This window comes from Phragmitibacter flavus, from assembly GCF_005780165.1.
GTDB lineage: Bacteria > Verrucomicrobiota > Verrucomicrobiia > Verrucomicrobiales > Verrucomicrobiaceae > Phragmitibacter > Phragmitibacter flavus.
The window spans coordinates 101,477-125,244 of the sequence record NZ_VAUV01000002.1; the positions used below are offsets into that span (position 1 = coordinate 101,477).

Consider the following 23,768-nt stretch of genomic DNA (forward strand, 5'->3'; position numbering starts at 1 on the left):
AGGAATGGCTTGATGGCTGGATGATGGAGGCACTTCTCTTATGAAACGACTTTTGCTTCTCCCCGCGGTTTGTCTATTGTCCCAGTGCGCCACGGTGGGCGTGGTTTCTTCGGTGGAAGCGCCGACGGCGGGGAGGGCTCCGATGGTTCCACGTGGGATGCCGCAGATCATCAATGTGTCGGCTTATGATCCCAAGGAAAAGCAGCGTGAGGGGCGGGGGTATACGGAGAATGATGTGTCGGCGCTGAGGGCAAATGGAGCAACGGCGTTGATTGCCCGTGCCGGGAAGGGCGGAAATCTGGATACGAAATGTGCGAACTTTCTGGCGGCGGCGGACCGGGTGGGATTGATGCCGGGGATTTATTACCGGCTTCAGAACCATGTTGATGCGGTGGCGCAGGCGGATCAGTTTGTGAACCGGGCGCAGTCGCTGGCAAGGAGCCGGTCGTGGAATGCGTCGTCGTTGCTGCTTTGTGGTGACTTTGATGCGAACTCGCGGATGTCGGACATCTTGCGATTCATGGACCGGGTGGAGCAGCGCACTGGGGTGGTGCCGGTGGCGTATTTGGAGAACAGCAGCCATTTGAAAAATTTGCTGGGCAATGCGGATCCAGGCACGAAGGCGAGGTTGCGTCGGATGCCGTATTGGCTGGCGCTGTATTCGCATGAAAGCGGTGCGGGACCGCAGTATCCGGCACCGGGGAATCCACAGGGTTTGGTGGCGCAGTATCGGGTCTGGCCCACGTGGACCATCTGGCAGTATGGCGGGGTGGAGTGGCAGGGCGGACGTTCGCGGGCGAAGGTTTACAACGCAGGTCCGTATCGGTTCAGCCCGTATTTCGGAAACATGGACCGGCCATTGGAACGCAATGTTTTCAATGGATCGTATGCGGCGATGCAGAGTTTTTGGCTGCGGCATGGGCTGCCATTGCGGTGAATTGAACCCCAGGACTCACGAAGGCCAGGCGAACAAAATCAGCAGGCCGCCAGCAATGGCGAGTCCAAAGGCGATGGCGGTGCGCCAGATAAGGGCGGAAGAGCCAAGGACGCAGACAGTGCCAAACTTGAAGACGAAGTTGGACATGGTGGCGACGAGGATGGCGCGCCAGGCCAGTGGGGCGTCAATTTGGTTGTTGGCGGCCATCTGGGCGGTGGACAAGGTGATGGCGTCCATGTCGGTGAGACCGGAAATGATACTGACCACATAGAGTCCGGCGGAGCCGAAATAGTCATTGGCGGCGGCGACGCCAAGAAGCACGAGGGCGTAGAGAAGGCCAAAGAAAAAAGCGGACTTGAATTCGGCGGGGTTTTTTTGTTCGGGCATCTCGCCCTGACTTTTGCGACTTTGAAAATACAGGAAGGTGGCAATAACTGTGCTCCATCCGAGCATGACGCCGAGCGGGATGGCGGTGGCGGGGAAAATGGTTGGAGCGACCACGGCAATTTCGATCAACACCCGCACCATGGAGATGCATGAGGCAATCATGATGACCAGCACACCGAGCGGAGCGAGGGCGGCGCTGCTGGCACAGCGGCGGGCGAAACTGACGGTGGTGGCGGTGCTGGAAATGACCCCGCCGATGATGCCACCGAGGAGGACACCGGCACGGGTGCCGAAGAGTTTGTAGGCGACATAACCGCAGAGGCTGATGGCGACGATGAATACGACCATCAGCCAGATCTTGAAGGGGTTCCACACTTCATAGGGGCCGTAGTCTTGATTCGGCAGAACTGGGAGGATGACCATGCTGATCAAGACGAACTGCATGATGGCGCGCATGTCAGGTTCGCCCACGGCAGCGACCGTGCGGTGGAGGGCGGCTTTGAAGTGCAACAGGACCACGGCGAGACCAGCGACCACGAGAGCGGCGAGCATGTTGCCGACCACGATGAGCGCGCCCAAAGCATAGAGCAGCAAGGCGGCGAATTCGGTGGTGGTGCCAACATCATCGGCTCCGTTCTTGAGTTTGGCGTAGTTGGCGAAGACGATGATGCCGGTGACGGCAAGAAGTCCGGCGCTGATGATCCAACCTTCGCTGGAAGTAGCGACGCCAATTTGGGCGCATACGGTGCCGAACAGCGAAATGAAGGGGAAGGTGCGGATGCCGGCGATGGAGCTTTCGGAGCGTTCGCGTTCAAGTCCGAGAAGCAGACCGAGACCGATGGAGACGGCAAGTTGTTGGAGGGCGAGAAGGTCCATGTTGTGTATGGTGCGGGTGCTTGGAATGGATTCGGAATTGAGGGCAATGGCACGCTTGGATTTTGTAGTCGGGGTTGTGGTGATGGTTTAGGGTAATTTTTTGATCAATTTGATCAGGAATGCACAACCGCCGGTGACGGTTTGTGCGATCCAGACTCTGTGTTGATCAATGGGTTTGGTGGTTCCCCATTCACGATTGATGACATGCTTCCAATCTTTGCTTGGTGCGGTGGAGATTGAAAGAAATCGAATTGAATTGTCCTATATTTCTTCCTGCTTATGTCTTCCAATGAATCTGACGGTCTGGTGCTTGTGGTGGATGATCAGGCCAGCAATCTGGGTTTGGTGAAAACGGCCCTAAGTCGCGATGGGTTTGAGGTGGAGACGGCCACGGACGCCGCCACGGCGCTGCGCTGGCTGTCGGAGAGGACGCCGGATTTGATTTTGCTGGATGTGATGATGCCGGAAATGAATGGTTTTGAGTTATGCGGTCGGATCAAGAAAAACGCGGCGACGCATGACATCCCGGTGATTTTTTTATCGGGAGATGATCATCAGGGCTCGATTCGCAACGGTTTTAAGGTTGGTGGCGTGGACTATGTGACGAAGCCTTTCAACAAGGAGGAATTGCTCGCCCGGGTGCGGACTCACGTGGAGTTGCGTCGGGCGCATCAGCGTCATGCGGCGCAGTTGATGGAGCGCAACCAGGTGTTGAAACTGATCGCAAATGAGTGGCACAAGCCATTGCAGCGGATCGTGCTGACAACCTCCAAGATGAAGATGCTTTGTGGGAAGTTGGATGATGTGACAGCATCGGTGCTTGCGACGGAGGCGACGTCTGCGGAACGCATGCTGGCTTCGATTGAGGCGTTTTTGCAATTGCGGGCGGTAGACGGAGACGAGAATGGCGACGGTGAAGCCCGTGAAGAAGCGTTCACCAGTGATGACTTGAGCCGGATGATGGGGCGCTGGTATGCGACCGCAAAACGGAAGCCTTTGGAAATTGTCTTGAAGGATACAGCGCGCGGAGTTCCTCTGGAAGGCAGTTCTTTTATGGCCAGGCAGATCGTCGATGCGGCGCTGCAGAACGCGATCAATTACACACCGATGAATGGTCGGGTGAAGGTGTCGATTTCACGCGACGGCGGACGTGCGGTGATGACGGTGACCGACACTGGTCCGGGATTCCCGGAATCTTATCTGGAGCAAACGTTTCATCCCTACTTGAACCGGGGAATTGCCACGGCAAACGAGAAGAAGGCGAAACCTACGCTGGGAATTGGCCTTGCGGCGGCGAAACGTGCGGCGGATCGTTTGGGTGCGACCTTGAGCTTGGATAACGGCGCTGAAGAAGGTGCCGTCGTGAAGATTGGCTTCGCGATTGCGAAGAAGGGGAGAGGCTGAATCCCGGCTCAATGAAGGGCGAGAGCGGGGTCGAACACCATCTCGCCTCTGAGGACGCGTTGAATGAGATGGACAAGGTCGTGGGGAGAAATGTTTTTCATGACATATCCACGGGCACCGGCGGCATGGGCGCGCCGGGCATAACGCTCCTCATGGTGCATGGAAATGACCAGCATGGGCACGTGGGGATGTTGTTTTAACGCTTCCTCGATGAACTCATAACCTTCTCCGTCGGGAAGGGTGACATCGACGAGGACCAGATCGGGAACATCTGATGCTAGTTTTTCACGGGCATCGGCAATGCTGTGGGCTGACCAGGCGAGCTCCATGTCAGGCGCATCCTCAGCAATGGTGCGGATGATGGCGCGGATGATGGAGTGGTCGTCAAGGGCGGCAATTCGAATGGGTTTGGAAACGGCGGCGGTTGGTTTTGAAGAGGAAGGCATGGTGCGTGCGGGGTGCTAGTCCGTTGATAGGAAAGGGGGGCGTGTCCATCAGCCAGCATGGGGAAGATTTCAATCCGTTGGATCTTCGGGATCTGGATAATGGGCAAAGTTTTTGGCGAAGCTGCTGGCGAGTTTGTCCATGTCCATCATTTGCTGACGGATGCTGGCCAGGGATTCCAGCATGTCGGGATCAGTGACGGAATCGCCGAGAAGGGAAGCCTCCATGTTCGCGCAGTTGATGCAGTTGCGAAGATCATGAACATGGTGGCGGACGAGATCCTTGATCTGAACGCGTTCGGCGTGTTCCAGTGATGTCTCAGTGGCAGGGTTCATGGAAGGAGATGGAAGGTCGGAGGCTCGTTACGGGGACTGCATACTAAATGCGGGAAAAATGGCGCTGCACAACTACAACTCCACTTTAGGATCGCCCCGAGATGCGGAATCGGATGTGTTTCGAATCGGCGGGGTTGGAAGATACCCCCAACAACACAAGGGGATGCGATTTCATTGAAAAGGAATCAGCTCATGAACGAAGACACAACCCCAAGTGAAAACAAGACGGACCCTGTGGATGTTCGTGCCGCGGAAGTGGCAAAAAGGGATGGTCGCACCGAGATTACGGATACCGACAGGGAAAAGGCCTTCACCGAAATGCAGACGACCGCGCCGGAGGTGAAGGAGGTTCCTGCGGACGACTGACTGGAGCAATCAGGCGATCTTGAATCGAAGCGGGCGGAGGCTGTTGGCCAGTTTGCGCATGCCAAGTTCAATCCGGGTCTTGACGGTTCCAAGCGGCAATTCAAGAGCTGCGGCGATTTGACGCTGGCTCATGCCTTTGAAGTAGGTCATTTGAACGACCTGTTCCTGGTGCGGGGGAAGTCGTTGAAGCAGGTTGCCGAGCAGATTGCGGAGATCATCTTCGCAAAGTTGCTGGTCGACTCCACAGTTGGGGGATTGTTCAACCACAGGGATGCGGTATTCGAATTCGAATCGATCACGTGCGCGGTTGTAGGCGCACTTCTGACGGAGGCGGTCGAGGGCGCGTCGCCGGGCGACGACGATCAGCCAGCCGAGCAGGCGACCCTTTTCCGGCGTGTAGCTCTCAGCGCGATTCCAAACCTGGAGAAAAACGTCTTGCAAGACGTCATCGGCATCGGCCTCGTCGCGCATGACCCGAATGATGACACTGCGGAGCACGTGTCGATAGCGCCGGTAGAGACTGGTGAGGGCGGCTTCGGATTGATCTTCAACCACGGCTTCGATGAGGGATTCGTCGAGTGGAAAGAGGGTGTCGTTGGGGAGGTAGGCGGAATTCATCAGCTAGGCGGATGCGGGAGCCTAGCGGTTGGGAGACGCTGGCCAATCAGGAATGATTCCCGGCGACGCATCCGGCATATCCCTGATGTTCATCCACGCGGTGGCTGCGATGTGCTCACAAACATTCGCCGTTGATGACACAAGCGGTTGTATCCAAGGGAAATTTAAGCGGGGCAGACTAACTTTGCTGGGTGTTCCATTCGATGGCGAAGCGGGAAAGCTCACGGGCATCATAGAAGCCCAGCTTTTCCTTGATATGCACACGGTGGGTTTCGATGGTCTTGGCGCTCAAATTGAGGGCTTTGGCGATTTCCTTGGTGCCATACCCGCGGCCCATCCATTGAAAAACTTCCATTTCGCGATCCGACAGTTTGTCGATCGGGTTTGCATTCAATCCGTCTTTGTCCAGCACCGCCTTGTAGATGAGGCTTTCACTCAGTCGCGAGCTCACGTAGATGCCTTTGTTGATGACTTTACGAAGGGCGGTGACGACGTGCGTCAGTGCTTCGGCCTTCATCACATAACCGCTGGCTCCGGCACGCAGAGCGCGCATGGCGTAGACGGATTCGTCATGCATGGAAAGGATGAGAATGATGATTCTTGGATTCTCGGCGAGAAACATCTTGGTCAGCTCAATGCCATTGGTGCCGGGCAGGGAAATGTCGAGCAGAGCGATGTCGGGTTGAAGATTGCGCATCGCCTCCAGTGCGGTTTGGGAACTCTCCGCTTCGCCGCAAACCCGCAGGTCGGGTTGCTCCTGAATCACCGCAGCGAGTCCTTTGCGAAACACAGGATGATCGTCTACAATTAGGATCCTCTTAGAAACAGAATCATGTGCGCCAGATGCCGAGATCATAAAAAGAGATGAAATGAGTTCTCGTTGAAAAGTCGAGCGACGCGTGAATGCCAAAGATGGCTCTGGCGGAAGCAATTTGCCAGTTTAAATTCAATCGCTGAGCAGTGGAGATCAGCATTTTTGTCAAGCGAAAACGCCCGCGGGTTTGGACCGGGGACGCTGGGTTTTAGCTTAACGGAGTCGCGAAATCAAATGCGTTCGATGAATTCGCGGAGCTCTTCTTTGCTTTTGCCAAGACGCTTTTGCATGCGTCCAAGAAGTTCGTCCTCCTTGCCTTCTTCGAAGGTGAGATCGTCATCGGTTAGCTGGCCATACTGTTGTTTCAGTTTGCCCTTCACTTCGTTCCAGTTGCCTTTCAAGGATAGTTTAGTCATGTTTTTTATTGGTTAGTGTTGGTAGGGTTTGTTCAAGAGGGGGTTTGAAAGTTTGGGATTGCTCCTGGGCAGAGACCCGGACTCGCAAATGATTGCTGACCGGCAGCGGTGCCAGTTGCGGGGAGGGTAAAATTTTTTCCATCAGGCGCAGGAGCAGTCTGACTGATGCGGAGGGGCGATCAGTGGGAAGCAGGCGGAATACGGTGGGCATGGCAGTGGTCTCGATCACTTGGTTGATGTTGAAGACGACTCAGGAGACGTTTGCCCCGTCACTTTCTTCCGCTTCATCGTCCTCATCCAGGTCGCGAAGTTCTTCATCTGCTTCATCCAGACCGTCATTCACGAGCAGTTCGGCATAATTGGTTTCGTCATCCAGCGGGTTGCGATGGGCGCGATGGCCGCGTTCGCCAATGGGTTCGTCCCAGCGCCCCGTTTCATCAATGCCGCCGACGATGGGCTCTTCCGGCTCGTCAAGACTGCCCGATACACTCGGCAGCACGTCCTGCTGCGTGAGGTCTTCGACGATTTCATCGACAGGATCGGCGGAGGTGGAATCTGCGCTGACGGGATCGATGTCGGGAGTGTTTTTGGGAGGCGCGTTTTTCATGGGTTGTCCTTTCCCATGAATCGGGGCAGCGGGGCACTGTGCGTGTGTATGCACGAATTTTGCTGAGGAGTTCGGCGGGTTTTCGGCATTTTCACCTGAGGTTGTCAATGTCAGAACCGCAACTTTTGGAGTGCGCGGCTCTACGGCGCTTTGGATGATTTGGTTGTGCAGTTCGTGCCACAACGAAACAAAGCGGCTTACTTGGGTGTTTCGCCGGGCTGCATTCTGCCGGCCAGACTGGCCACCATGGCGAGAAGCTCGGCGGCTTCGGCGGGTTTGGCGATGTGCATCTGGAAACCGGCGACGATGGCGCGCATGCGATCTTCGGATCGTGCGTAGGCGGTGAGGGCAATGGCGGGGACGGCTCCTCCCTTTTCAACGGGAAGGACGCGCACGCGGCGGATGAGCGAGTAGCCGTCCTCGCCTGGCATGCCGATGTCACTGATGAGGACGTCGGGAACGATGGTCTCCAAGATGGCCATGGCCTCGTTGACTGAGCCTGCCATCGACACCAAGGCTTTCTGGTCCTTGAGAAAACGACAGATCAAGGCGCGGGCATCGGTTTCGTCATCAACCACCAGCACCTTGACGTTTTCGAGATTCAACACGCTGGCGGGGATCGCTGGAGCGGCCCCGGTTCCGCTACCGGTCTGCGGATGTCGCCGGGTTTCATTGGGAGGAGGATCGGTATGCACCGCCGTGAGTGGAAGAGAGACGGTGAAGGTGGAACCGAAGCCGAGTCCAACGCTTTTCACCCGCACGGATCCGCCGTGCAGTTCGACCAGTTGTTTGACGATCGCGAGTCCGAGGCCGAGACCACCGTGGCGTCGCGTGATGGAGGCATCGGCCTGACGGAATCGATCAAAGACGAGGGGCAGAAAGTCGGGGGCGATGCCTTCGCCGGTATCACTGATGCTCACTTCAAGGTGCGAGTTGACGCGCTCAAGCAGCACTTGCACCCGCCCACCCTTTGGAGTGAATTTGATGGCATTGGAGAGCAGGTTCCAGAAGATTTGTTGAAGGCGGTTGGGGTCGCCGCTGACGGGTCGGGCGAGGGGATCGAGGACACTCTGCAGGCGCACGCCTTTGGCATCGGCGGTTGGACGCAGGGTTTCCACGGCGGTGCGCACCACGGGGGCGAGATCGGTGCTTTGGACGTTGAGCCGCACCTTGCCGGAGATGATGGCGCTCATGTCGAGCAGGTCGTCGATGATCTGTGCCTGGGCGCGGGCGTTGCGTTCGATGATTTCCAGTCCGTTGGCGTAGTCTTCCGGATCGGGTTCGTTGCTGAGAATGGTGCACCAGCCAAGAATGGCACTCAGCGGCGTGCGCAGCTCGTGGGAAAGGGTGGCGAGGAATTCGTCCTTGATGCGGTTGGCTCGCTCAGCTTCTTCGCGGGCGGAGCGTTCGGAGAGAAGCAGATGTTCGTTTTCCTGCTGGAGTTGTTTGTAGTCGTGGATGTCGGTGTTGGTGCCGAACCAGCGGATGACCTCGCCCTTTTCATTGCGGATCGGCAGTGCGCGACCCAGGTGCCAGCGGAACTCCCCGTCTTGACGGCGCAGTTGGTATTCGATCTCGTAGGGGTTGCCAGTGCGAATGGATTCTGGCCACGCGATGGAGGCGCGATTGAAGCCGTCCTCATTGTGGGCATGCCGCCAGTGTTCAATGCCGGTGTCGGTGTAGGCGTCGAAGCCGGTGTAGTCATACCACTTGGCGTTGAAGTAATCGACATGGCCGTCGGGCTGCGCCATGAATACAATTTGCGGCATGGCATCGGCCATTTGACGAAAGCGCGCTTCGCTTTCACGCAGCGTGTCCTGGGCCAGTTTGATCTCGGTAATGTCCACGGCGGTGCCGACCAGAGTGGTGGCATGACGGGTGGGTTCGGAGGCAAAATAGGCGCGTCCTCTAGATTGCACCCAATGCACACTGCCGTCGGAGTGGCGGACGCGGTATTCGACCGAGTAAGGTTGTGGATCATCCACGTTCAAGGACGCCCTGATCGACTCGCGGATGGTTTCGCGGTCCACCGGCTCGATCACTTCAAGAACGGCATCGAGTTCAATGGTGTTGGCGTCGAGTCCGAGGATGCGTTTGACCTGGTCATCCCAATGCACCTCGCCGGTGATGACGTTGAGATTCCACCAGCCCATGCCGGCGGCATCCAGCGCGACCCGACGTTGTTCGGCAACCACCGTCAGTGCCTGCTCGGCGGTGCGACGATGGGTTTGGTCAACCCCATGCACAAAAACGCCGGTAATTTGATCTTCGGCATCGCGGGTGGCGAGATAGACAAAATCCACGAAGCGTTTTTCTGGCGGGGCATCTGAAGTGCGCTGCAGGACAATCGGAACATCGGTGGCGTGAAAGGTTTCGCCGCTGCTGAAAACGTGGTCGAGCAATTCGAAAAAGCCCTGGCCCTCGATCTCGGGCATGGCTTCGCGGATCGGCTTGCCGATGAGTTCCCGATGGCCCACCACCTGGTAATACTCATCATTGGCCATGTCGAAGACATGATTGGGGCCGAGCAGCACCGCCATGAATGATGGGGATCGTTTGAAGATGTCAGCCAGGCGTTGACGTTCGGATTCCAAGGTTTCGGCGATTTTGGCCCGTGCTTTGGCAAGCTCGACCACCGATTCATGCTGCTGGGTGATGTCTTGACATACTTTGGAAAAACCGATCAGATGGCCCTGTTCATCTCTCATCGGGCGTAATCGGCCGCTGGCGAAGAAGCGTGAACCATCCTTGCGCTGCAACCAGCGTTCGCCCTCCCAGCCGTCGTGATTGAGGGCATGCTGTCTTTCCCGCGCGGGGGCACCGGCGGCCTGGTCTTCGGGGGTCCACAGCACGGTGGAGTCTTTGCCGAGAATTTCTGCCGCCGAGTAACCAAACACACGCTGGGATCCCGAGTTCCATTCGGTCACCCGGCCTTCGACATCCACCGTCATGATGGCGTAGTCGCGCACACTTTCGAGGATCAGTCGCAGGTGCTGCTCGCTTTCCTGGAGGGCCTTGCGAGCCTGCACTTGGGCGGTGATGTCCTCAATGGTCACTACCAAAGCCCCTTCCTCCCCTTCAACGCGGGGGAGGGAGGAGACATTGATCTGGGTCCAAACGATGCGGCCGTCCTTGAGCACGTAGCGCTTTTGAAACGTGGTGCTGGATTGCTGTCCCGCCTTGATTCGTGTCAGCTGTTCCACGTTTTGAAGCTGGTCATCGGGATGCGTCATGTGCTCCGAATTCCGTCCGACCACCTCCGCCTCCGTGCGGCCGACGATCCGGCAGAAGGCCGCGTTAGCACTCAGGACCACCCCATTTTCATCGGAGAGCACCATGCCCATGATCGACTGGTCGAAGGCGGTGCGGAACTTCTCCTCGCTTGCCTTGAGGTGTTTGAGAAGCATGGAAGCGTCCTCGTGCTCATGTCCTTCTGGTGGCTTTTCTTCAAGGCTCATGTGGAATTTCAAAATGACTGTAGGGAATCCGAAACCGAATGACAATACGGATGGGAACAGATGCCAACGTGCCCGTGTTGGGAAAATTTCGTCATCGCAACGATTCGGGGGAGGCTTAACCACGAATTCCAGGTCCAACCAAGGCAATTTTCGCTTGCAACTGACGGTCGGCATGCTTGATTACCGGCCCCTTAATATGGAACCTCGCCGTCAGGTAGGCGGCAAAAATCAATACTATGAGCGAAAACGCAACCACTGAACCCCAGTCCTTCCAACTTCATGAGAAGGACACCGGCAGTGCGGACGTGCAAGTCGCACGCCTCACCGCCCGCATCACGCACCTGACCAAGCACCTCAGCACCAACGACAAGGACAACTCCTCCCGTCGTGGTCTGTTGCGCATGGTCGCACGTCGTCGCAAGCTGCTCGACTACCTCAAAAACACTGAGGAAAGCCGCTATCAGAGCCTGCTTAAAGGGCTCAAACTGCGCCGCTAGAGAATTTTGAAAAGGCGAGACTCGCGAAGTCTCGCCTTTCGTTTTTCACTTCGGATGTGGTAGTCACGGGTCGCCGGTCTTGATGATCTGCGCCACCTTTGGCTTGCCCGGATTTGAAGACGAATTTCTCACGGTTCCATGCAGGAACATGATTTCCTGCCTTCAAAACACCGGACCCGGATCATTCTAAATCCCGGCCCAGTCTATCCAAAGCCAAAGCGGTTGCCCTAACGCGACCCAATCAAAAGCCAAAGCAAACGCCAACTCATTTCATTTCATTTCTTTAACTTATGTCCATTCATACCATTACTGCATCGCTTCCTGGCGGTGACATCACGATCGAAACTGGCAAGCTCGCCAAACTCGCAGACGGCGCTGTGACCGTCCGCATGGGTGACACCATCGTTATCGTGACCGCCGTTTCCGCGACCAAAATCAAAGAAGGTCTCGATTTCTTCCCGCTCTCCGTTGAATACAAAGAAAAAGCCGCCGCCGCCGGTCGCTTCCCTGGTGGTTTCTTCAAGCGTGAAGGCCGCCCTACCGAGAAAGAAATTCTCACCTGCCGCATGACGGACCGCCCATTGCGTCCGTTGTTCCCTAAAGGTTATTTTTACGAAACCCAAATCGTTGCGATCCTCATGAGCGCCGACGGCGAAAATGACTCCGACATCCTTGCGATGAACGGTGCTTCCGCCGCCCTTTGCGTGTCCGACATTCCCTTCGCAGGCCCGATCGGTGCCGTTCGCGTTGGCCGTGTCAACGGTCAATTCGTCGTCAACCCGACCCACGTTCAACGTGAAGTGAGTGACCTCGACCTCGTTTATGTCGGCAACAAAACCGACGTCATCATGATCGAAGGTGCTGCTGAAGAACTTCCTGAAGAAGATTTCATCAAGGCCCTCGAATTCGCCCAGGAGCAGGTTCAGGTGCTCGTCGCCGTTCAAGAACAACTCGCCGCATTGGTCAACAAACCAAAACGCGAAGTCGCTCTGATGGTCGTCAATGACGAACTCCTCGAAGTGGCTTACGAAGTGGCCGGCAGCCGTATTGAAGACGCTCTTTATCGTCCCAGCAAAGTCGAACGCAACAAAGCCGTTGGCGCATTGCGTGACGAAGTGGAAGCCGCCATCAAAGCGCGTTTCCCTGAAGCCGGCGGTTTTGAAATCGGCCAGGCGTTTGATTACATGCAGAAAAAAGCCTTCCGCATCAGCATCCTCGACAAACAAAACCGTTGCGACGGTCGTGGCATCGACCAGTTGCGTGTATTGACCGGCGAAGTCGGCCTCATCCCACGTTCCCACGGTTCCGCTTTGTTCTCCCGTGGCGAAACTCAGGCCGTGGCGCTTGCCACCCTGGCTCCGCTCGACGAGGCCCAGGACATGGACACCTACGCAGGTGGTGTTGATTCCAAACGTTTCATCCTTCATTACAACTTCCCTCCGTTTTCGGTCGGTGAGTGCGGTCGTTTTGGCGGTCAGAACCGTCGCGAAATCGGTCATGGTGCGCTTGCTGAGCGTTCCGTTGCTCCAGTCATTCCTTCCGCTGAAGACTTCCCTTACGCCATGCGCGTCAGCAGCGAAGTGATGGAATCCAACGGTTCCACCTCGATGGCCTCGGTTTGTTCCGGTGTCATGGCATTGCTCGATGCTGGTGTGCCTCTCAAGCGCCCGGTTGCTGGCATCAGCGTTGGTCTTGTCTCCGAGTTCGATTCGAACGATCAGATGAGCCGTTACCTGACCATGCTGGATATCCTCGGCAGCGAAGATCACTTCGGCGACATGGACTTCAAACTTTGCGGCACCGAACTCGGCGTCACTGGTTACCAGCTTGACCTCAAGCTTCCCGGCCTGCCATTCAACATCCTCGTTGAAGCCATTCACAAGGCCAAGGTTGGTCGCACCGACATCCTCAAAGTGATGAACGAAGCCATCAATGCTCCAGCGGCTCTCAGCGAGTTTGCTCCCCGCATCGAGAAGACCAAGATCAACCCTGACAAGATCGGTGAACTCATCGGACCTGGCGGCAAAAACATCAAAGCCATCCAGGCGGAATCTGGCGCTGACATCACCATCAACGACGACGGCACCATCCTCATCTACGCTTCCTCGAAAGAAGCTCTTGAGCGTGCACTTGAACTCGTCAACAACACCGTCGGTGAAATCGAAGTTGGCAAGAACTACACGGGTCGTGTGGTCAGCACCACCAACTTTGGTGCCTTCATGTCCCTCGGTGGCAAGAAGGACGGCCTCATCCACATCAGCGAGCTTGCCGAATACCGAGTGCAGGCCGTTGAAGACGTCGTCAAGGTCGGCGACATCGTTACCGCCAAGTGCGTTGGTGTTGACGACAAAGGCCGCGTGAAAATGAGCCGCAGAGCCGTTTTGAAAGAAAAAGACGCCGCCGCCGCTCCTGATCTTGAGCCAGTGGCTGCTGAATAAACCATCGCACGCAAGAGGTTCGCACCTCTTCACTGAGAGACGCGTCCAGTAACCTGGGCGCGTTTTTTATTAGTCCGTAATTCAGCGACTGGCTTTGGGCACGTCAGGTCATTCTTTGTGGATTCAAGAAAGACATTTACTAGGATTATGGATCTGTGTATTTTTTCTTCAGGACATTGAATCAAACGATGCTTAACGTTCTCGCAGCAAAATTTCGATGTATCGGAGTGGCTCTTGTGAGCGCCACTTCGATATGGCTAACGTGTCTGACTTTCGCTGAAACCCCATCAATCCGGCTCCGGGAGATTCTCGCGGGATTTGATGAACGTGAAGTCCTTGATAATGGAGATAATGCTTCGACTTTAGCGCACATGCGCTGGTTGGAGACGGAGCGGGGTAAACACGACTTGGCATTTCTAATCGAAAATTCCGACCAAATCAGTCCATTCGTGAGGGCTGAACTAGCGATGGAATTGGGCAGGACTGGATCAACATTAGTGATTCCGCTGGTAAAGCAGGTGTTGGAAGACAAGGAAAACGGCAAGTTAGCGCTCGCGGGCGTTTTTTATGCCTGTAACTTGAATCAAGCGAATCAAGAATTCCGCAAAGCTCTGGCTCCATCTGTCATCCCTTGGATTGGAAATGATCAACTTCCAGATCTAGATTCGGCAATTGGCTTGCTGGTTTGCATGGATGAAAAACTTGCTAGAGAGACTTTGGTGAATGACAAATACCTTTTTCCTGATGCGCGTCATGTTCGTGCTGTTTTACACTTTTTTAACAAGGAGTGCCTTTCGATCCCGTTAAATTTTGTGGAGAGTTTGATCACTCACTGGATTGAGAAGGGCAACAAGTATGATTCATATTACCGTGATCGAAATGGGCTAAAAGAAGCCATTCATGCGCTGGCTTTTCATCAACCGCAGCGGGCATTGGAAATGACTGAGCAACTGGTTCAACAATCGCCCGGCCTTAGCGAGGCTTACAGTGAAGTGGTGCTTGCTGCATGCGGTTTCACGAAGCTTTATCAAGTATTGTGTGAATACGAAGATGATGCGAAGAGGTTCGATGAGTTACCCGAGTCTGCGAAAGTGTTTTTCTCCGTAACCTTCTTTGAAGCGGCTCATTTTTATGGTGGTATAGCGCAAGCTTTCGGCGGTCCATCGGGAAACTATTTGCTTTGGGTCAGAAAAGGGTATGCGGAAATCGGCGAACCATGGAACGTGGAATGGCTCGACTTCATGTGCCGGCCATTTGGAATCGGCGGCCCTTCAAAAGATCGAGAACGCCGCAACCAGCAAATGATGTCGATGACTCCAAGTTTTTGGGATCAAGAAGACGAGTTAAAAGCGGCATATGAAGAAAAAACTAAAGACCGAGAAATCGAAATTAAATTCTGCACGAAATGGGCACTATCGAAATTTGCGTTGAAACATGTGGAGGTTCTTAAGCATGTGATTGCAAGCAACCCAGTCCAATCGCCGTAACATCCATTGATCTCCTGCACTCCGAGTCTTTTTCAGGAGAGACGCTGAATGAAATAGACGATCGCGGATTGGATCAAACGACCCGCGCGAGATCTGCCTTTTATTGTGAAAATGCGCTCGCTTGCCCCGGTCTCTTCTGTCGTTCCGTTACCATTCATCTTCCAATCCATAACTTCTCCAATTGAACGCAGTTGACGTTGGGAGTTCCAATCGTCATGCCTTCTGTTTCCAACTGATCTTGTCATGAAAAAATGCCTCTACGTTCTTCTCCCCACCTTTCTGCTGGTCGGAGGGTGGTCGCTGTTTGGAGAAGTCAATCCCCGGCAGGCTGCGATCGAAAAGCGTCTCGCTCAAGCTTTAAAATTATACCCTGACTCCGACACCAACAAAGATGGAGTGCTCTCGATTAACGAGGGGATGGCCTATCTTGAAAAACATCCTGAAGTCAGGGCGAAACTCCAGGCTGCGATGGGTGGCGGCGGCAGTCGGTCGCAACCACCGTCGTTTATTCCGGGCGCAAAAGGCATCCGGGTGTTTGTTTGCGGACACAGTTACATGATCTTCACGGCGGGCATGTTGCCGGCCATATCAAAATCAGCTGGCATCCCGTATCTTGATGCGGGCAGTCAAATGATCGGCGGTTCCCAGGTGGTTCAGCATTGGAATCTTCCCGACGACAAGAACCAGGCAAAAATGTCTCTGCGCGAGGGGTTGGTGGATGTGTTGATGCTGTCTCCCAACTTGTTGATGCCCGATGAAGGCATCAACAACTACACCAAGCTGGGTCTCGAGAAAAATCCCGAATTGCGGGTGCTGGTTCAGGCCTCCTGGGTGCCGCGTGACGGCAATAATGCCGATTTTGTGAACAGTCAACGGGATCGGGTGACGCAGGAGCAGCTGCAGCAGATGCGCGATTCGCAGAATCAAAACTGGATGGTGGCGTTGGAGGAACAGGTGGCTTCGCTCAATGAGTCGATTGGCAAACCCACCGTCTTTGTCGTGCCCGTTGGCGAGGCGGTGTTGCGTTTGAGAGAACGGATCGCGCGTGGAGAGGCGCCGGGACTAAAATTGCAGAGCGAATTGTTCAGGGATGATCATGGTCATCCAGCACCGACGCTGGCGTTGCTGGTTTCGTATTGTCATTTCGCCGCGATTCATCAACTCAGTCCTGTTGGACTGCCAGTGCCGGCATCGATCCGGCAAATGCCAGAGGCGAAGGAGCTCAATGGGTTGCTCCAGCAGATCGCCTGGGATACGGTGAGCACGTATTCTTTCAGCGGGGTAAAGCTGGGAGGCGATAGCGATGTGTCATTGAGGTAAAGCTCCATTGCGGAGAACGTGAGTGACCGCGTTCCCGCAGGATGCCAAATTACAGCCCGGCACAGGGTGTCTAGTCCGGTAGCCGCGAGGCGACCTGCCGTTTTCATGCCCAAACACTGTGCCCCATGATCCATCATTGAACGTGCCGTTTTTTCGTTGATTTGCACCGCGTTTCATCGGATGGAGGAGCTGCCTGAATGGGCTGCTTTTTCTTCTTATGCTGCTTAGCGTTACCCTCATCGTTGCCGGTTTGGTGGCCCTTTACTACGGGGCGGAATGGCTCGTCCGGGGAGCAACCTCGCTGGCGCTGAAACTCGGCATGACACCGTTGATAGCTGGTCTGACCGTGGTGGCGTTTGGCACCAGCAGTCCTGAGCTGGTGGTCAGTCTCACCGCCACTTTGCAGGGACAGGGCGACATTGCGTTGGGTAATGTGGTGGGGTCCAACATTTTCAACATTGCCGTGATTCTTGCGATCACGGCAATCATCGTGCCTCTACGGGTGGAGTTTCAGCTTCTCAAGTTCGACACCCCGTTCATGATTGCATCCGCCGGATTGTTTCTATGGTTTTTTCAGGACCGCTCCATCGACAGCATTGAGGCGGCGATTTTGTTCGGTTTGTTGGTGGTTTATGTGGCGGTCAATGTGTGGTTGGCGAAGCGGCAAACGACGGCTGCGGTGAACAGCGAATATGCCTCAGGCATGGAGGCGGTGGATGCCACTGCGACGACTCCTGGATGGAAGATTGCCCTGTTGTTGGTGATTGGTCTCGGTGTCCTGGTGGCGGGTTCGAAAGCTTTCGTGAGCGGCGCGGTGGAGATCGCGAGAACTTTTCAGATCAGCGAAGCGATCATTGGGCTGACGATTGTAGCAGCGGGGACGAGCCTGCCTGAACTGGCTTCGTCATTGGTGGCGGCCATGCGCAAGCAGGCTGACATCGCAATCGGCAACGTGATCGGCTCCAGTATTTTCAACATCCTTTGTATCCTTGGCATTTCGGGAATGGCTGCGGGTCCGTTGCAGGGACCGGGGATCAGTCAGGTGGATCTGTATGTGATGTTCGGCTTTTCGTTGGTATTGATGCCGATTCTCTGGACGAGTTCGATGGTGCGACGTTGGGAGGGAGTCGTGTTGCTGGCGGGTTACGGTGCCTATCTGGCGTTCATCTGGCCCAAGTAAAGATCATCGGTCAGCGTTAAAGTTGATCGCCGATACGGTCTATGATGGGGCCGCCCCAATGGGTGAGCGATTCTTCGGTGACTGGCTTGGAAATTCGAAAGTCCTTCAGGAACAGTCGTTGTTCCAAAGTTTTCACGGTGCGTGGATCGGAGGTGGCCAGGCTGAGTTCGCGATTGATGCGCATGCTCAGGGTGTCCTTATTGGCGGAGCCAAACATTGCCCAGTCATCGCAAACCATCGCTTTGAGATGGGTCATGCCAGGATATTCATACACTCTGGCACCACTTTTGATGAGGTCTTTGAGGGCTTCAAGATTGCTCAAAGTCATGAGATCAGAATCATTTTCGCCGGGAATGATGATGCGCACATCGACGCCGCGCTCGGAGGCGTCTTCGAGTTCTTCGGCGATTTCGTCGCTGGAGAAATAAGGGGTTTGAACCCAGATGCGCGTGGAGGCACTGCGGATGGCCAATAGTGCGGCCTTCATGATGTCGCGTTTGCCAGCAGGGGTGTCGGTGCGCAAAACACGGAGGTCTTGCAGGTGGTTGGCCGGGATGGGGGTTGAAGCGCTCTTGGCATCCTTCTTATCACCCCACCATCCGGTCAGACCCCAGTTGCGCCGCCAGTCCTCGCCGTTCCAGCGGTAGTTGTAGAGATCGATGAGTTCGTCCACCACGGGGCCTTCGACGGCCACCATCAGGTCATGCCATTCGTGCCGGTATTCCGTGCCAATGTTCATGCCGCCGAGAAAGGCGGTGCGGCCATCAATGAGGTGCAGTTTGGTGTGGTCTGCCACCAGGTAAGGGTTCATGGTGCGGCGCACCTTGACATTGGAGTCTTTGGTGAGATAACGGCGCATATTGTAAGGGGGCTTGAAATCCTCCGGTTGGTTCTCGGGTAATTTTGCCATGGCAAGGGCGGTGCCGAGTCCGTCAAAGTAAACGCGCACGGGGATCTCGCGGGATTTCTGCTTGAGCAAGTCGGCGACTTCCACGCCGAAGGGATCGTTGTCGAAGATGTAGGTTTGCACATCGATACTGGTTCGGGCCCGGCGAATCGCGTTCAGGTAAAACGGAAAAAATTCTTCTCCATCCACGAAGACCTGAACGAATCCCTTGACGCGCGGCGGCAGGTTTTCCGAATCAAGCAGACCTTCGAATGCTTCGCCACCGGCTTTTGGTGGGAGCGGGTCGCCACGATCAAGCCGCAGCCGGGGCAACGGGGCGGTGCCTCGGATCAAGGTATACATCCGGTCGTTCCACATCACCACCCCTGTTTTGGTGGAAGCAACGGGTGCACGTGCGGTGGCAACGGCGGTTGACCTCAATATCATTTTGGCACTGAGAGTGCCGGGGATTTTCGATAATGATAAATGCTCGTTTCCGACCCCATGAAATCGACCGATGGATCCGCAGCCACAGAGGCAAATGGTCGCGAGAAGGCACAGAAGGCGGTGAAAATTTTTGGACATGGCCAATGCAAATTGGAAGGTTCGTGTGGGGATTCGCAACTCCACGCAACTTTGACCGGGTGTTTTGTGTGAACAATCGTGGGGCGAACCTCAACCCTGCTGCCACCAGTCGCTATGCAGCAGCCCGCAGGCGAAGTGGCGACGTTGGCGAAGGTGGAATCGATGTTGGCCCAACCACGGGTCTGGTGGAGAGATGGACTGGTTGGTGACGTCGGCGGTTCGTTTGAAGAAGGCATACAACAGCGCAAGCAGGGAACGCGAGGCAATGGCGCTTGGCGAGGGCGCGCAGAAGTCGGCGATCAACCAAGCGGCATTCCTGGTGACCATCGGTGCCAGATGATCGACGGTGGAGGCTACCTCATCCGGCTTGAAACAGTCGAAGAAAAAATGCGTGACGATCAGGTCAAACGACGCGGGATCGGCCTGCCAGTGCTGCACGTTGGCATGCACCCACTGGACGCGTGAGGCGTTTTTGCCGATCCTCGATTGGGCGAGTTCGATCATGCGAAGGCTGGAGTCCACGCAGGTGATGTGCGCGTGGGGACAATGTTTGATCAAGACTTGAAGGAAGCGGCCGTTGCCTTCGCCGATGATCAAGATGTTGGCTGGGCGGTGACTCGACTGCACCTCACGAATCCAAAAAGTTCGCGCCCGCTGCAGTTGTCCAAATGCCAGAAGACCTTCGAGCCATCGGTAGTGTGGCGCGATGCGGTCGAAGTTCATGACTCAATCCTCACGCCTCAAGCAGGGTTTGAAAGAACAACGTGAACTCCTGCCGGTTGTAATTCAAATGCGTGGAGGCGAGCAAGGTGAGTCCTGCTTTTGAGGCAGTGGTGACCACGGAATCGTGCAGCGTGATCAGATCTTCGAGGGTGTCGGCTCCAGGGGTTTTTAAGGTGAAGATGATCAGACCAAAGGAGCAGAGGCTGTCGGACAATCGAATGACGTGCTTGATGGATTGATGCGGATCGCCATTCAGATCGCAGAGGAGAGCGTCATAAACAAAGCCGGGAGTGGTCTTGAAGGTGGCGACGTCGGCCTTGACGAAGCTGAGTCCTGGCGAGCCATTCAATCTCGGTTCGAGCGGGGCGCGATCGATGGCGGTGACGCGTTGTTTGCGGGCGAGCAGTTCGGAGGTCATGCCTCCCGGACTGGCACCGAGTTCCAGCCAGCGGCTGCCTTCGGCTGGCTCAGGTCGGTAGAGTCGCAGGTAATGCAAAGCTTCCGCCACCTTGGCTCCGGCTCGGCTGATGGATTGTTCGGCTTCCTGCCGGATGTAGCGGGTTCCTCCAGCGTAGAATCCGTTGCTTTGTTTGGGGCTCTGAATGCCGGCAAACAAACCTTCCTTGCCGACAAAACAGAACAGGGTTGGGCGGGTGCTGTCCTGTTCTTCGGCTTCGTGCGGCGGAAGGGGTTCGAACAATTGCAGCGCTCTTCCGCGCAGATTGGAGGCGAGGCTTTTGTAATAAGAATTGGGCAGTCCTGGCAGCAATGGCGAGATCAGCAACGACTGGGGATTCATGGCCTGGAATTTCCCCGCGAGGGTGAGGGCTGCTTTTTCGACAAACCCTTCCATTTTTTGCGGATTGCACGGCCAGCTGTGATGAATGGGCACATTCCAAGTGATAAAAAGCGCCACGGGCGAGTGGCGGATCAGCGAAGGATCAGGCAGCTTGATCACAAAATACTCGTTGCCCAGTTTGGTCACGCTGGTGGTGGCGAGACGTTGCAGAATCTCTGGGATGAAAGGCGAGAAAAGTTCGGGGATACGAATCAGCCAGGAAGCTGCGGCTGGTGTGGGAAGGCTGGAATCCAAAATGCGATGCGATCAGGGTTGGTTCGGCGAACGATAGGCCGAACCCTCACCATGCCACGACAAGGGGCGCTTGCCAGCAAAACTTGCATGGCCCCGACATTCGACGCAATCGTGCTCGCAAGAAAGGAGGGATGGGTTTATGTAGGGGCATGAAGTTATTGGAAGGGCAGCTTTGGAAAGTGGGCGACATCTACTGGCGCATTTTGCACCGGGACAACTACCGGGTGGTTTACAAGGCCATGAAAGATCCAGAGACCAAAGAAGGCGAAGAACATGAGCTGACCAAGAAGGAATTTTGCCGGCTGATCAAGAAGGCGGAGTTGCTGACACCGGCAAATCCCCGGGGCTGAGATCCTTCCTGAGAATTCCATACAACCAGATGGAAACCCCGTCGCGAAGCTGTCTTGTTGTTGTTCGGTGCGGCGGTGCGCCGCTTAGAATCCCTTTCTTTTTTATGTCGGCGCATCGCACATCAACCTATTCCTTGGCGGATTGCATGATCGGATTCAGCGGACTGGTGTTCAATTTTCTTTTGGTTGCCCTGGCATCCATGGTAGTCAGCGGAGAAGGGCACGCGGCTCGTCCGATATCGGAGATCGAACCTCTCACGCGCCTTCAAGTTTTTCTCGACCGACAAGGATTTAGCCCCGGCAAGATCGACGGTCGCGATGGGGGATTTACCCGGAAGGCCATTGCCCTCTATCGACAATCGCGTGGAGAAGTGCTCCCTGTGGACGCTCCTGCGGGGAATTCCGCGAACGTGGATGGTCTCGATCTTCAATCGATCGACCCCGTGTTTGTAGAGTATGAGGTGACTGAAGATGACATCGAGTTGTTGGGCAAAATGGCGTCCACGGTGGAAGAGCAGGCCAAACAGGAATCCATGCCCTATGTCACGGCGGCGGAACTCATTGCAGAGAAGTTTCACTGCGATGTCGACTTCCTTGCCGAGCTCAATCCAGGGAAGACGGACAGCATTAAAGCGGGCGATCAATTAAAGGTGCCGAATGTGGAGCCGTTTGATTTGGTGGCTCTCCAAAAACCGTTTCCTGAACTCCCGGCGGAGCAGGCGGCAAATATCGCGTTGAAAATTGATGTGGTAAAAAACATGCTCAGCGTGTTTGATCAGGGGCAGTTGGTGGCGGCTTATCCAGTGACCATCGGCGGATTGGAGACGCTTTCTCCGGTAGGCGAATGGAAGGTGAAGGGTGTCGCACGGATGCCCGATTTCCGTTATGACAAACGGGTGTTGAAGGAGGGGATCCGGAGCGAAGATTTCCACATTCTCAAACCCGGACCCAATAATCCGGTGGGGGTCATTTGGATCGCCCTGGACAAAAGCGGGTTGGGGATCCATGGCACCAATGAGCCGGATACCATCGGTCGGTCCGCCAGTCATGGTTGTGTCAGGCTGGCGAACTGGGATGTGGCGAGACTTGCCAAGATTGTCAAAACGGGTGTGGCCGTCAGCATCAAATGAAGCGGCGAGCTACGGTTTTTCGTAGCCGAGAGCGCGCAGGCGCAGCTCAAAAGATTTGGGATCACGAGTGAAAAACATTCCGGCTTCACGCTGGGATTTTGCCGGTAGAAACTCAATCTCAGTGCTGGCGCTTTCCACCACCCCCTGCTGGCTGGGTTCGACCAAATCGCCCGAGATGGCCACTCTGGACGCGGGTTCGCCACCTTGATTATAGACGTTGATCAAGGCCACGTGTCCGTTGCGTTGCGTTGACACGGTATGTGCAGACACGTGAATGTCTGGAGGTGATGGAGCCGCTGAAAGGCCTTCGTAAATCAGCAGGCCAATGGCACCAGAAACCAGCGCAAGGCCCAGTGCGCCCACCACCCATTCGATCATGGGGATCTTGGGGGCGTCCTCTTTATTCTTGGAACGATCGGATGATGATTTAGCGGTCATGAGATTAGATGATTAGACGGGCGGCGGCGGCTCCGATGGAGGCGGGAAAGCCAAGGACCACCATTGACGTCACCAAGGGCTGGATCGCCAGTCCATCAGTTCGACAAAAGGTCCACAACAGAAAAAGACTGGTCAGCAAAGCCAGGGCATAACCGGGGATGGTGTAGCGCAGGAATAAACTCCTGGAAGTCGTGCCTTCTTCAATGGGCTCACTGCCGCGGAACTCCACGGCATACACAAAGGCATGCATGATCATCAGTGACACCGTGATCAGCGCCAACACATGGACCGTCGACATCTGTTGAGCAATAATGATGATCTCCTCGGTCGGTGCCACGCTTAGGGCAAGAAACAGAGCGCCAATCAGCATCAGCAAAAATTCTCCGCGATGTCCGCTTCGATCCACCCGCTGGGCATTCCCTTGTCCAAACTCGCTTTGCGCCAGCAGCGCTCCAATGCTGCCGGGGACGGCTTGCAAGGCAACCTTGCCGACCACGTCATCCCAGCGCATGCCGGCATGGAGTTCACCGAACAGCAGCAGCACCACAGATGCCGTGATGAAGCCGACAGCGCAGGCGGCAAAGGCGTCAATCACATCATCCAGCCAGCCAAAAGTTTTTTCGAAACCGCACAAGTGCGACAGGCCGACCAGCAACGGCACCAGCAGGATCATCAGCAGTCCCAGCCGAAGGCGTGCGGCGGTGACTCCCAGCTCCCACATCTCAGCGGTCATGAAGATCGGGATGGAAAAAATGACCGCGCCTCCGAACGCCCTCGCCAAGGCGACGAGATACTCGTGTGTATCGCTCCTGTCGCGAGTTTGAGGCCGTCCGGTTGATGATTTTGGCATGCGTGCAATGGATCGGTTCAAGCTCAAACAACGGCTGTGCCAAAACCGCATTTCAGAAGGCAATTGTGCGATGCGAGCATGGGAAAAATAAAGGATTTCATTTTGGCTTTTGCAAAGCGCGATTCCCTC

The 23,768-nt window shown here is 55.5% G+C and carries 24 protein-coding genes; 10 read left to right on the forward strand and 14 right to left on the reverse strand.

The window, feature by feature from the left end; genetic code table 11:
* Positions 1-40: 40 nt before the first annotated feature.
* Positions 41-937, forward strand: a complete 897-nt coding sequence (locus FEM03_RS02385; protein ID WP_138084580.1) for a GH25 family lysozyme — start codon at positions 41-43, stop codon at positions 935-937.
* Positions 938-952: 15 nt separating this feature from the next.
* Here the strand turns inward: FEM03_RS02385 and FEM03_RS02390 are convergent, their stop codons facing one another.
* Positions 953-2,200: an MgtC/SapB family protein gene (locus FEM03_RS02390; protein WP_138084581.1), complete on the reverse strand. Its 1,248-nt coding sequence runs from the start codon at positions 2,198-2,200 to the stop codon at positions 953-955.
* A gap of 279 nt (positions 2,201-2,479) precedes the next feature.
* Here FEM03_RS02390 and FEM03_RS02395 point away from each other — a divergent pair, with 279 nt between their 5' ends.
* A complete protein-coding gene (locus FEM03_RS02395; RefSeq protein WP_138084582.1) occupies positions 2,480-3,604 on the forward strand; it encodes a hybrid sensor histidine kinase/response regulator in 1,125 nt (374 codons plus the stop codon).
* Positions 3,605-3,612: 8 nt separating this feature from the next.
* Here FEM03_RS02395 and FEM03_RS02400 read toward each other — a convergent pair whose 3' ends face one another.
* Positions 3,613-4,050: a response regulator gene (locus tag FEM03_RS02400; RefSeq protein ID WP_138084583.1), complete on the reverse strand. Its 438-nt coding sequence runs from the start codon at positions 4,048-4,050 to the stop codon at positions 3,613-3,615.
* 69 nt (positions 4,051-4,119) lie between these two features.
* Positions 4,120-4,383, reverse strand: coding sequence for a hypothetical protein (locus tag FEM03_RS02405; RefSeq protein ID WP_138084584.1), 264 nt, complete (start codon positions 4,381-4,383; stop codon positions 4,120-4,122).
* A 192-nt stretch (positions 4,384-4,575) separates the two neighbouring features.
* Between FEM03_RS02405 and FEM03_RS24245 the strand changes: the two genes are divergently transcribed.
* A complete protein-coding gene (locus FEM03_RS24245) occupies positions 4,576-4,749 on the forward strand; it encodes a hypothetical protein (RefSeq protein ID WP_166442559.1) in 174 nt (57 codons plus the stop codon).
* Positions 4,750-4,758: 9 nt separating this feature from the next.
* On the opposite strand, the gene FEM03_RS02410 is transcribed toward FEM03_RS24245, so the two are convergent.
* The 6 genes from FEM03_RS02410 to FEM03_RS02435 form a co-directional block, all read right to left on the reverse strand.
* Entirely contained in the window at positions 4,759-5,367 is a 609-nt protein-coding gene (locus FEM03_RS02410) for an RNA polymerase sigma factor (RefSeq protein ID WP_138084585.1), read from the reverse strand.
* Positions 5,368-5,545: 178 nt separating this feature from the next.
* Complete coding sequence (locus FEM03_RS02415) at positions 5,546-6,223, reverse strand: response regulator transcription factor (RefSeq protein ID WP_138084586.1); 678 nt, start codon at positions 6,221-6,223, stop codon at positions 5,546-5,548.
* Between the two features lie 188 nt (positions 6,224-6,411).
* Positions 6,412-6,597 (reverse strand): CsbD family protein, encoded by a 186-nt coding sequence (locus FEM03_RS02420; RefSeq protein ID WP_138084587.1) that lies wholly within the window; start codon positions 6,595-6,597, stop codon positions 6,412-6,414.
* Complete coding sequence (locus FEM03_RS02425; RefSeq protein WP_138084588.1) at positions 6,590-6,808, reverse strand: hypothetical protein; 219 nt, start codon at positions 6,806-6,808, stop codon at positions 6,590-6,592. The genes FEM03_RS02420 and FEM03_RS02425 overlap by 8 nt, the downstream gene beginning before the upstream one ends.
* 39 nt (positions 6,809-6,847) lie before the next feature.
* Positions 6,848-7,204 carry a hypothetical protein gene (locus tag FEM03_RS02430; protein ID WP_138084589.1) on the reverse strand — a complete coding sequence of 119 codons (357 nt, stop codon included), beginning with the start codon at positions 7,202-7,204 and terminating at the stop codon, positions 6,848-6,850.
* Positions 7,205-7,401: 197 nt separating this feature from the next.
* Positions 7,402-10,662, reverse strand: coding sequence for a PAS domain-containing hybrid sensor histidine kinase/response regulator (locus FEM03_RS02435; protein WP_166442560.1), 3,261 nt, complete (start codon positions 10,660-10,662; stop codon positions 7,402-7,404).
* Positions 10,663-10,898: 236 nt separating this feature from the next.
* On the opposite strand from FEM03_RS02435, the gene rpsO reads away from it, so the two are divergent.
* The 5 genes from rpsO to FEM03_RS02460 all read left to right on the forward strand — a co-directional run bounded on the left by rpsO (position 10,899) and on the right by FEM03_RS02460 (position 17,584).
* Positions 10,899-11,159: a 30S ribosomal protein S15 gene (gene rpsO, locus FEM03_RS02440; protein ID WP_138084591.1), complete on the forward strand. Its 261-nt coding sequence runs from the start codon at positions 10,899-10,901 to the stop codon at positions 11,157-11,159.
* Between the two features lie 290 nt (positions 11,160-11,449).
* Entirely contained in the window at positions 11,450-13,597 is a 2,148-nt protein-coding gene (locus FEM03_RS02445) for a polyribonucleotide nucleotidyltransferase (protein ID WP_138084592.1), read from the forward strand.
* A 188-nt stretch (positions 13,598-13,785) separates the two neighbouring features.
* Positions 13,786-15,084, forward strand: coding sequence for a DMP19 family protein (locus FEM03_RS02450; RefSeq protein WP_138084593.1), 1,299 nt, complete (start codon positions 13,786-13,788; stop codon positions 15,082-15,084).
* 243 nt (positions 15,085-15,327) lie between these two features.
* Positions 15,328-16,404, forward strand: coding sequence for a hypothetical protein (locus tag FEM03_RS02455; RefSeq protein WP_138084594.1), 1,077 nt, complete (start codon positions 15,328-15,330; stop codon positions 16,402-16,404).
* 217 nt (positions 16,405-16,621) lie between these two features.
* Positions 16,622-17,584, forward strand: a complete 963-nt coding sequence (locus FEM03_RS02460; RefSeq protein ID WP_138084595.1) for a calcium/sodium antiporter — start codon at positions 16,622-16,624, stop codon at positions 17,582-17,584.
* Positions 17,585-17,600: 16 nt separating this feature from the next.
* Here FEM03_RS02460 and FEM03_RS02465 read toward each other — a convergent pair whose 3' ends face one another.
* The 3 genes from FEM03_RS02465 to FEM03_RS02475 form a co-directional block, all read right to left on the reverse strand.
* Positions 17,601-18,917: a phospholipase D-like domain-containing protein gene (locus FEM03_RS02465; protein ID WP_166442561.1), complete on the reverse strand. Its 1,317-nt coding sequence runs from the start codon at positions 18,915-18,917 to the stop codon at positions 17,601-17,603.
* A 228-nt stretch (positions 18,918-19,145) separates the two neighbouring features.
* Positions 19,146-19,778, reverse strand: coding sequence for a class I SAM-dependent methyltransferase (locus FEM03_RS02470; protein ID WP_138084597.1), 633 nt, complete (start codon positions 19,776-19,778; stop codon positions 19,146-19,148).
* Positions 19,779-19,788: 10 nt separating this feature from the next.
* Positions 19,789-20,871 carry an SAM-dependent methyltransferase gene (locus FEM03_RS02475; RefSeq protein ID WP_138084598.1) on the reverse strand — a complete coding sequence of 361 codons (1,083 nt, stop codon included), beginning with the start codon at positions 20,869-20,871 and terminating at the stop codon, positions 19,789-19,791.
* A gap of 149 nt (positions 20,872-21,020) precedes the next feature.
* On the opposite strand from FEM03_RS02475, the gene FEM03_RS02480 reads away from it, so the two are divergent.
* Together FEM03_RS02480 and FEM03_RS02485 are read left to right on the forward strand one after the other, a co-directional pair.
* Positions 21,021-21,221: a hypothetical protein gene (locus FEM03_RS02480; protein ID WP_138084599.1), complete on the forward strand. Its 201-nt coding sequence runs from the start codon at positions 21,021-21,023 to the stop codon at positions 21,219-21,221.
* Between the two features lie 104 nt (positions 21,222-21,325).
* Positions 21,326-22,351 (forward strand): L,D-transpeptidase family protein, encoded by a 1,026-nt coding sequence (locus FEM03_RS02485; RefSeq protein WP_166442562.1) that lies wholly within the window; start codon positions 21,326-21,328, stop codon positions 22,349-22,351.
* A gap of 9 nt (positions 22,352-22,360) precedes the next feature.
* Here FEM03_RS02485 and FEM03_RS02490 read toward each other — a convergent pair whose 3' ends face one another.
* Entirely contained in the window at positions 22,361-22,789 is a 429-nt protein-coding gene (locus tag FEM03_RS02490; protein WP_138084601.1) for a hypothetical protein, read from the reverse strand.
* A gap of 4 nt (positions 22,790-22,793) precedes the next feature.
* Positions 22,794-23,639: a TIGR02587 family membrane protein gene (locus tag FEM03_RS02495; RefSeq protein ID WP_138084602.1), complete on the reverse strand. Its 846-nt coding sequence runs from the start codon at positions 23,637-23,639 to the stop codon at positions 22,794-22,796.
* Positions 23,640-23,768 lie beyond the last annotated feature (129 nt).

Excerpts from the sequence above, each read along its gene's own strand:
- FEM03_RS02385 (WP_138084580.1), top strand. The coding sequence starts at position 41 with ATGAAACGACTTTTGCTTCTCCCCGCGGTTTGTCTATTGTCCCAGTGC.
- FEM03_RS02390 (WP_138084581.1), bottom strand. The coding sequence starts at position 2,200 with ATGGACCTTCTCGCCCTCCAACAACTTGCCGTCTCCATCGGTCTCGGT.
- FEM03_RS02395 (WP_138084582.1), top strand. The coding sequence starts at position 2,480 with ATGTCTTCCAATGAATCTGACGGTCTGGTGCTTGTGGTGGATGATCAG.
- FEM03_RS02400 (WP_138084583.1), bottom strand. The coding sequence starts at position 4,050 with ATGCCTTCCTCTTCAAAACCAACCGCCGCCGTTTCCAAACCCATTCGA.
- FEM03_RS02405 (WP_138084584.1), bottom strand. The coding sequence starts at position 4,383 with ATGAACCCTGCCACTGAGACATCACTGGAACACGCCGAACGCGTTCAG.
- FEM03_RS24245 (WP_166442559.1), top strand. The coding sequence starts at position 4,576 with ATGAACGAAGACACAACCCCAAGTGAAAACAAGACGGACCCTGTGGAT.
- FEM03_RS02410 (WP_138084585.1), bottom strand. The coding sequence starts at position 5,367 with ATGAATTCCGCCTACCTCCCCAACGACACCCTCTTTCCACTCGACGAA.
- FEM03_RS02415 (WP_138084586.1), bottom strand. The coding sequence starts at position 6,223 with ATGATCTCGGCATCTGGCGCACATGATTCTGTTTCTAAGAGGATCCTA.
- FEM03_RS02420 (WP_138084587.1), bottom strand. The coding sequence starts at position 6,597 with ATGACTAAACTATCCTTGAAAGGCAACTGGAACGAAGTGAAGGGCAAA.
- FEM03_RS02425 (WP_138084588.1), bottom strand. The coding sequence starts at position 6,808 with ATGCCCACCGTATTCCGCCTGCTTCCCACTGATCGCCCCTCCGCATCA.
- FEM03_RS02430 (WP_138084589.1), bottom strand. The coding sequence starts at position 7,204 with ATGAAAAACGCGCCTCCCAAAAACACTCCCGACATCGATCCCGTCAGC.
- FEM03_RS02435 (WP_166442560.1), bottom strand. The coding sequence starts at position 10,662 with ATGAGCCTTGAAGAAAAGCCACCAGAAGGACATGAGCACGAGGACGCT.
- rpsO (WP_138084591.1), top strand. The coding sequence starts at position 10,899 with ATGAGCGAAAACGCAACCACTGAACCCCAGTCCTTCCAACTTCATGAG.
- FEM03_RS02445 (WP_138084592.1), top strand. The coding sequence starts at position 11,450 with ATGTCCATTCATACCATTACTGCATCGCTTCCTGGCGGTGACATCACG.
- FEM03_RS02450 (WP_138084593.1), top strand. The coding sequence starts at position 13,786 with ATGCTTAACGTTCTCGCAGCAAAATTTCGATGTATCGGAGTGGCTCTT.
- FEM03_RS02455 (WP_138084594.1), top strand. The coding sequence starts at position 15,328 with ATGAAAAAATGCCTCTACGTTCTTCTCCCCACCTTTCTGCTGGTCGGA.
- FEM03_RS02460 (WP_138084595.1), top strand. The coding sequence starts at position 16,622 with ATGCTGCTTAGCGTTACCCTCATCGTTGCCGGTTTGGTGGCCCTTTAC.
- FEM03_RS02465 (WP_166442561.1), bottom strand. The coding sequence starts at position 18,917 with ATGATATTGAGGTCAACCGCCGTTGCCACCGCACGTGCACCCGTTGCT.
- FEM03_RS02470 (WP_138084597.1), bottom strand. The coding sequence starts at position 19,778 with ATGAACTTCGACCGCATCGCGCCACACTACCGATGGCTCGAAGGTCTT.
- FEM03_RS02480 (WP_138084599.1), top strand. The coding sequence starts at position 21,021 with ATGAAGTTATTGGAAGGGCAGCTTTGGAAAGTGGGCGACATCTACTGG.
- FEM03_RS02485 (WP_166442562.1), top strand. The coding sequence starts at position 21,326 with ATGTCGGCGCATCGCACATCAACCTATTCCTTGGCGGATTGCATGATC.
- FEM03_RS02490 (WP_138084601.1), bottom strand. The coding sequence starts at position 22,789 with ATGACCGCTAAATCATCATCCGATCGTTCCAAGAATAAAGAGGACGCC.
- FEM03_RS02495 (WP_138084602.1), bottom strand. The coding sequence starts at position 23,639 with ATGCCAAAATCATCAACCGGACGGCCTCAAACTCGCGACAGGAGCGAT.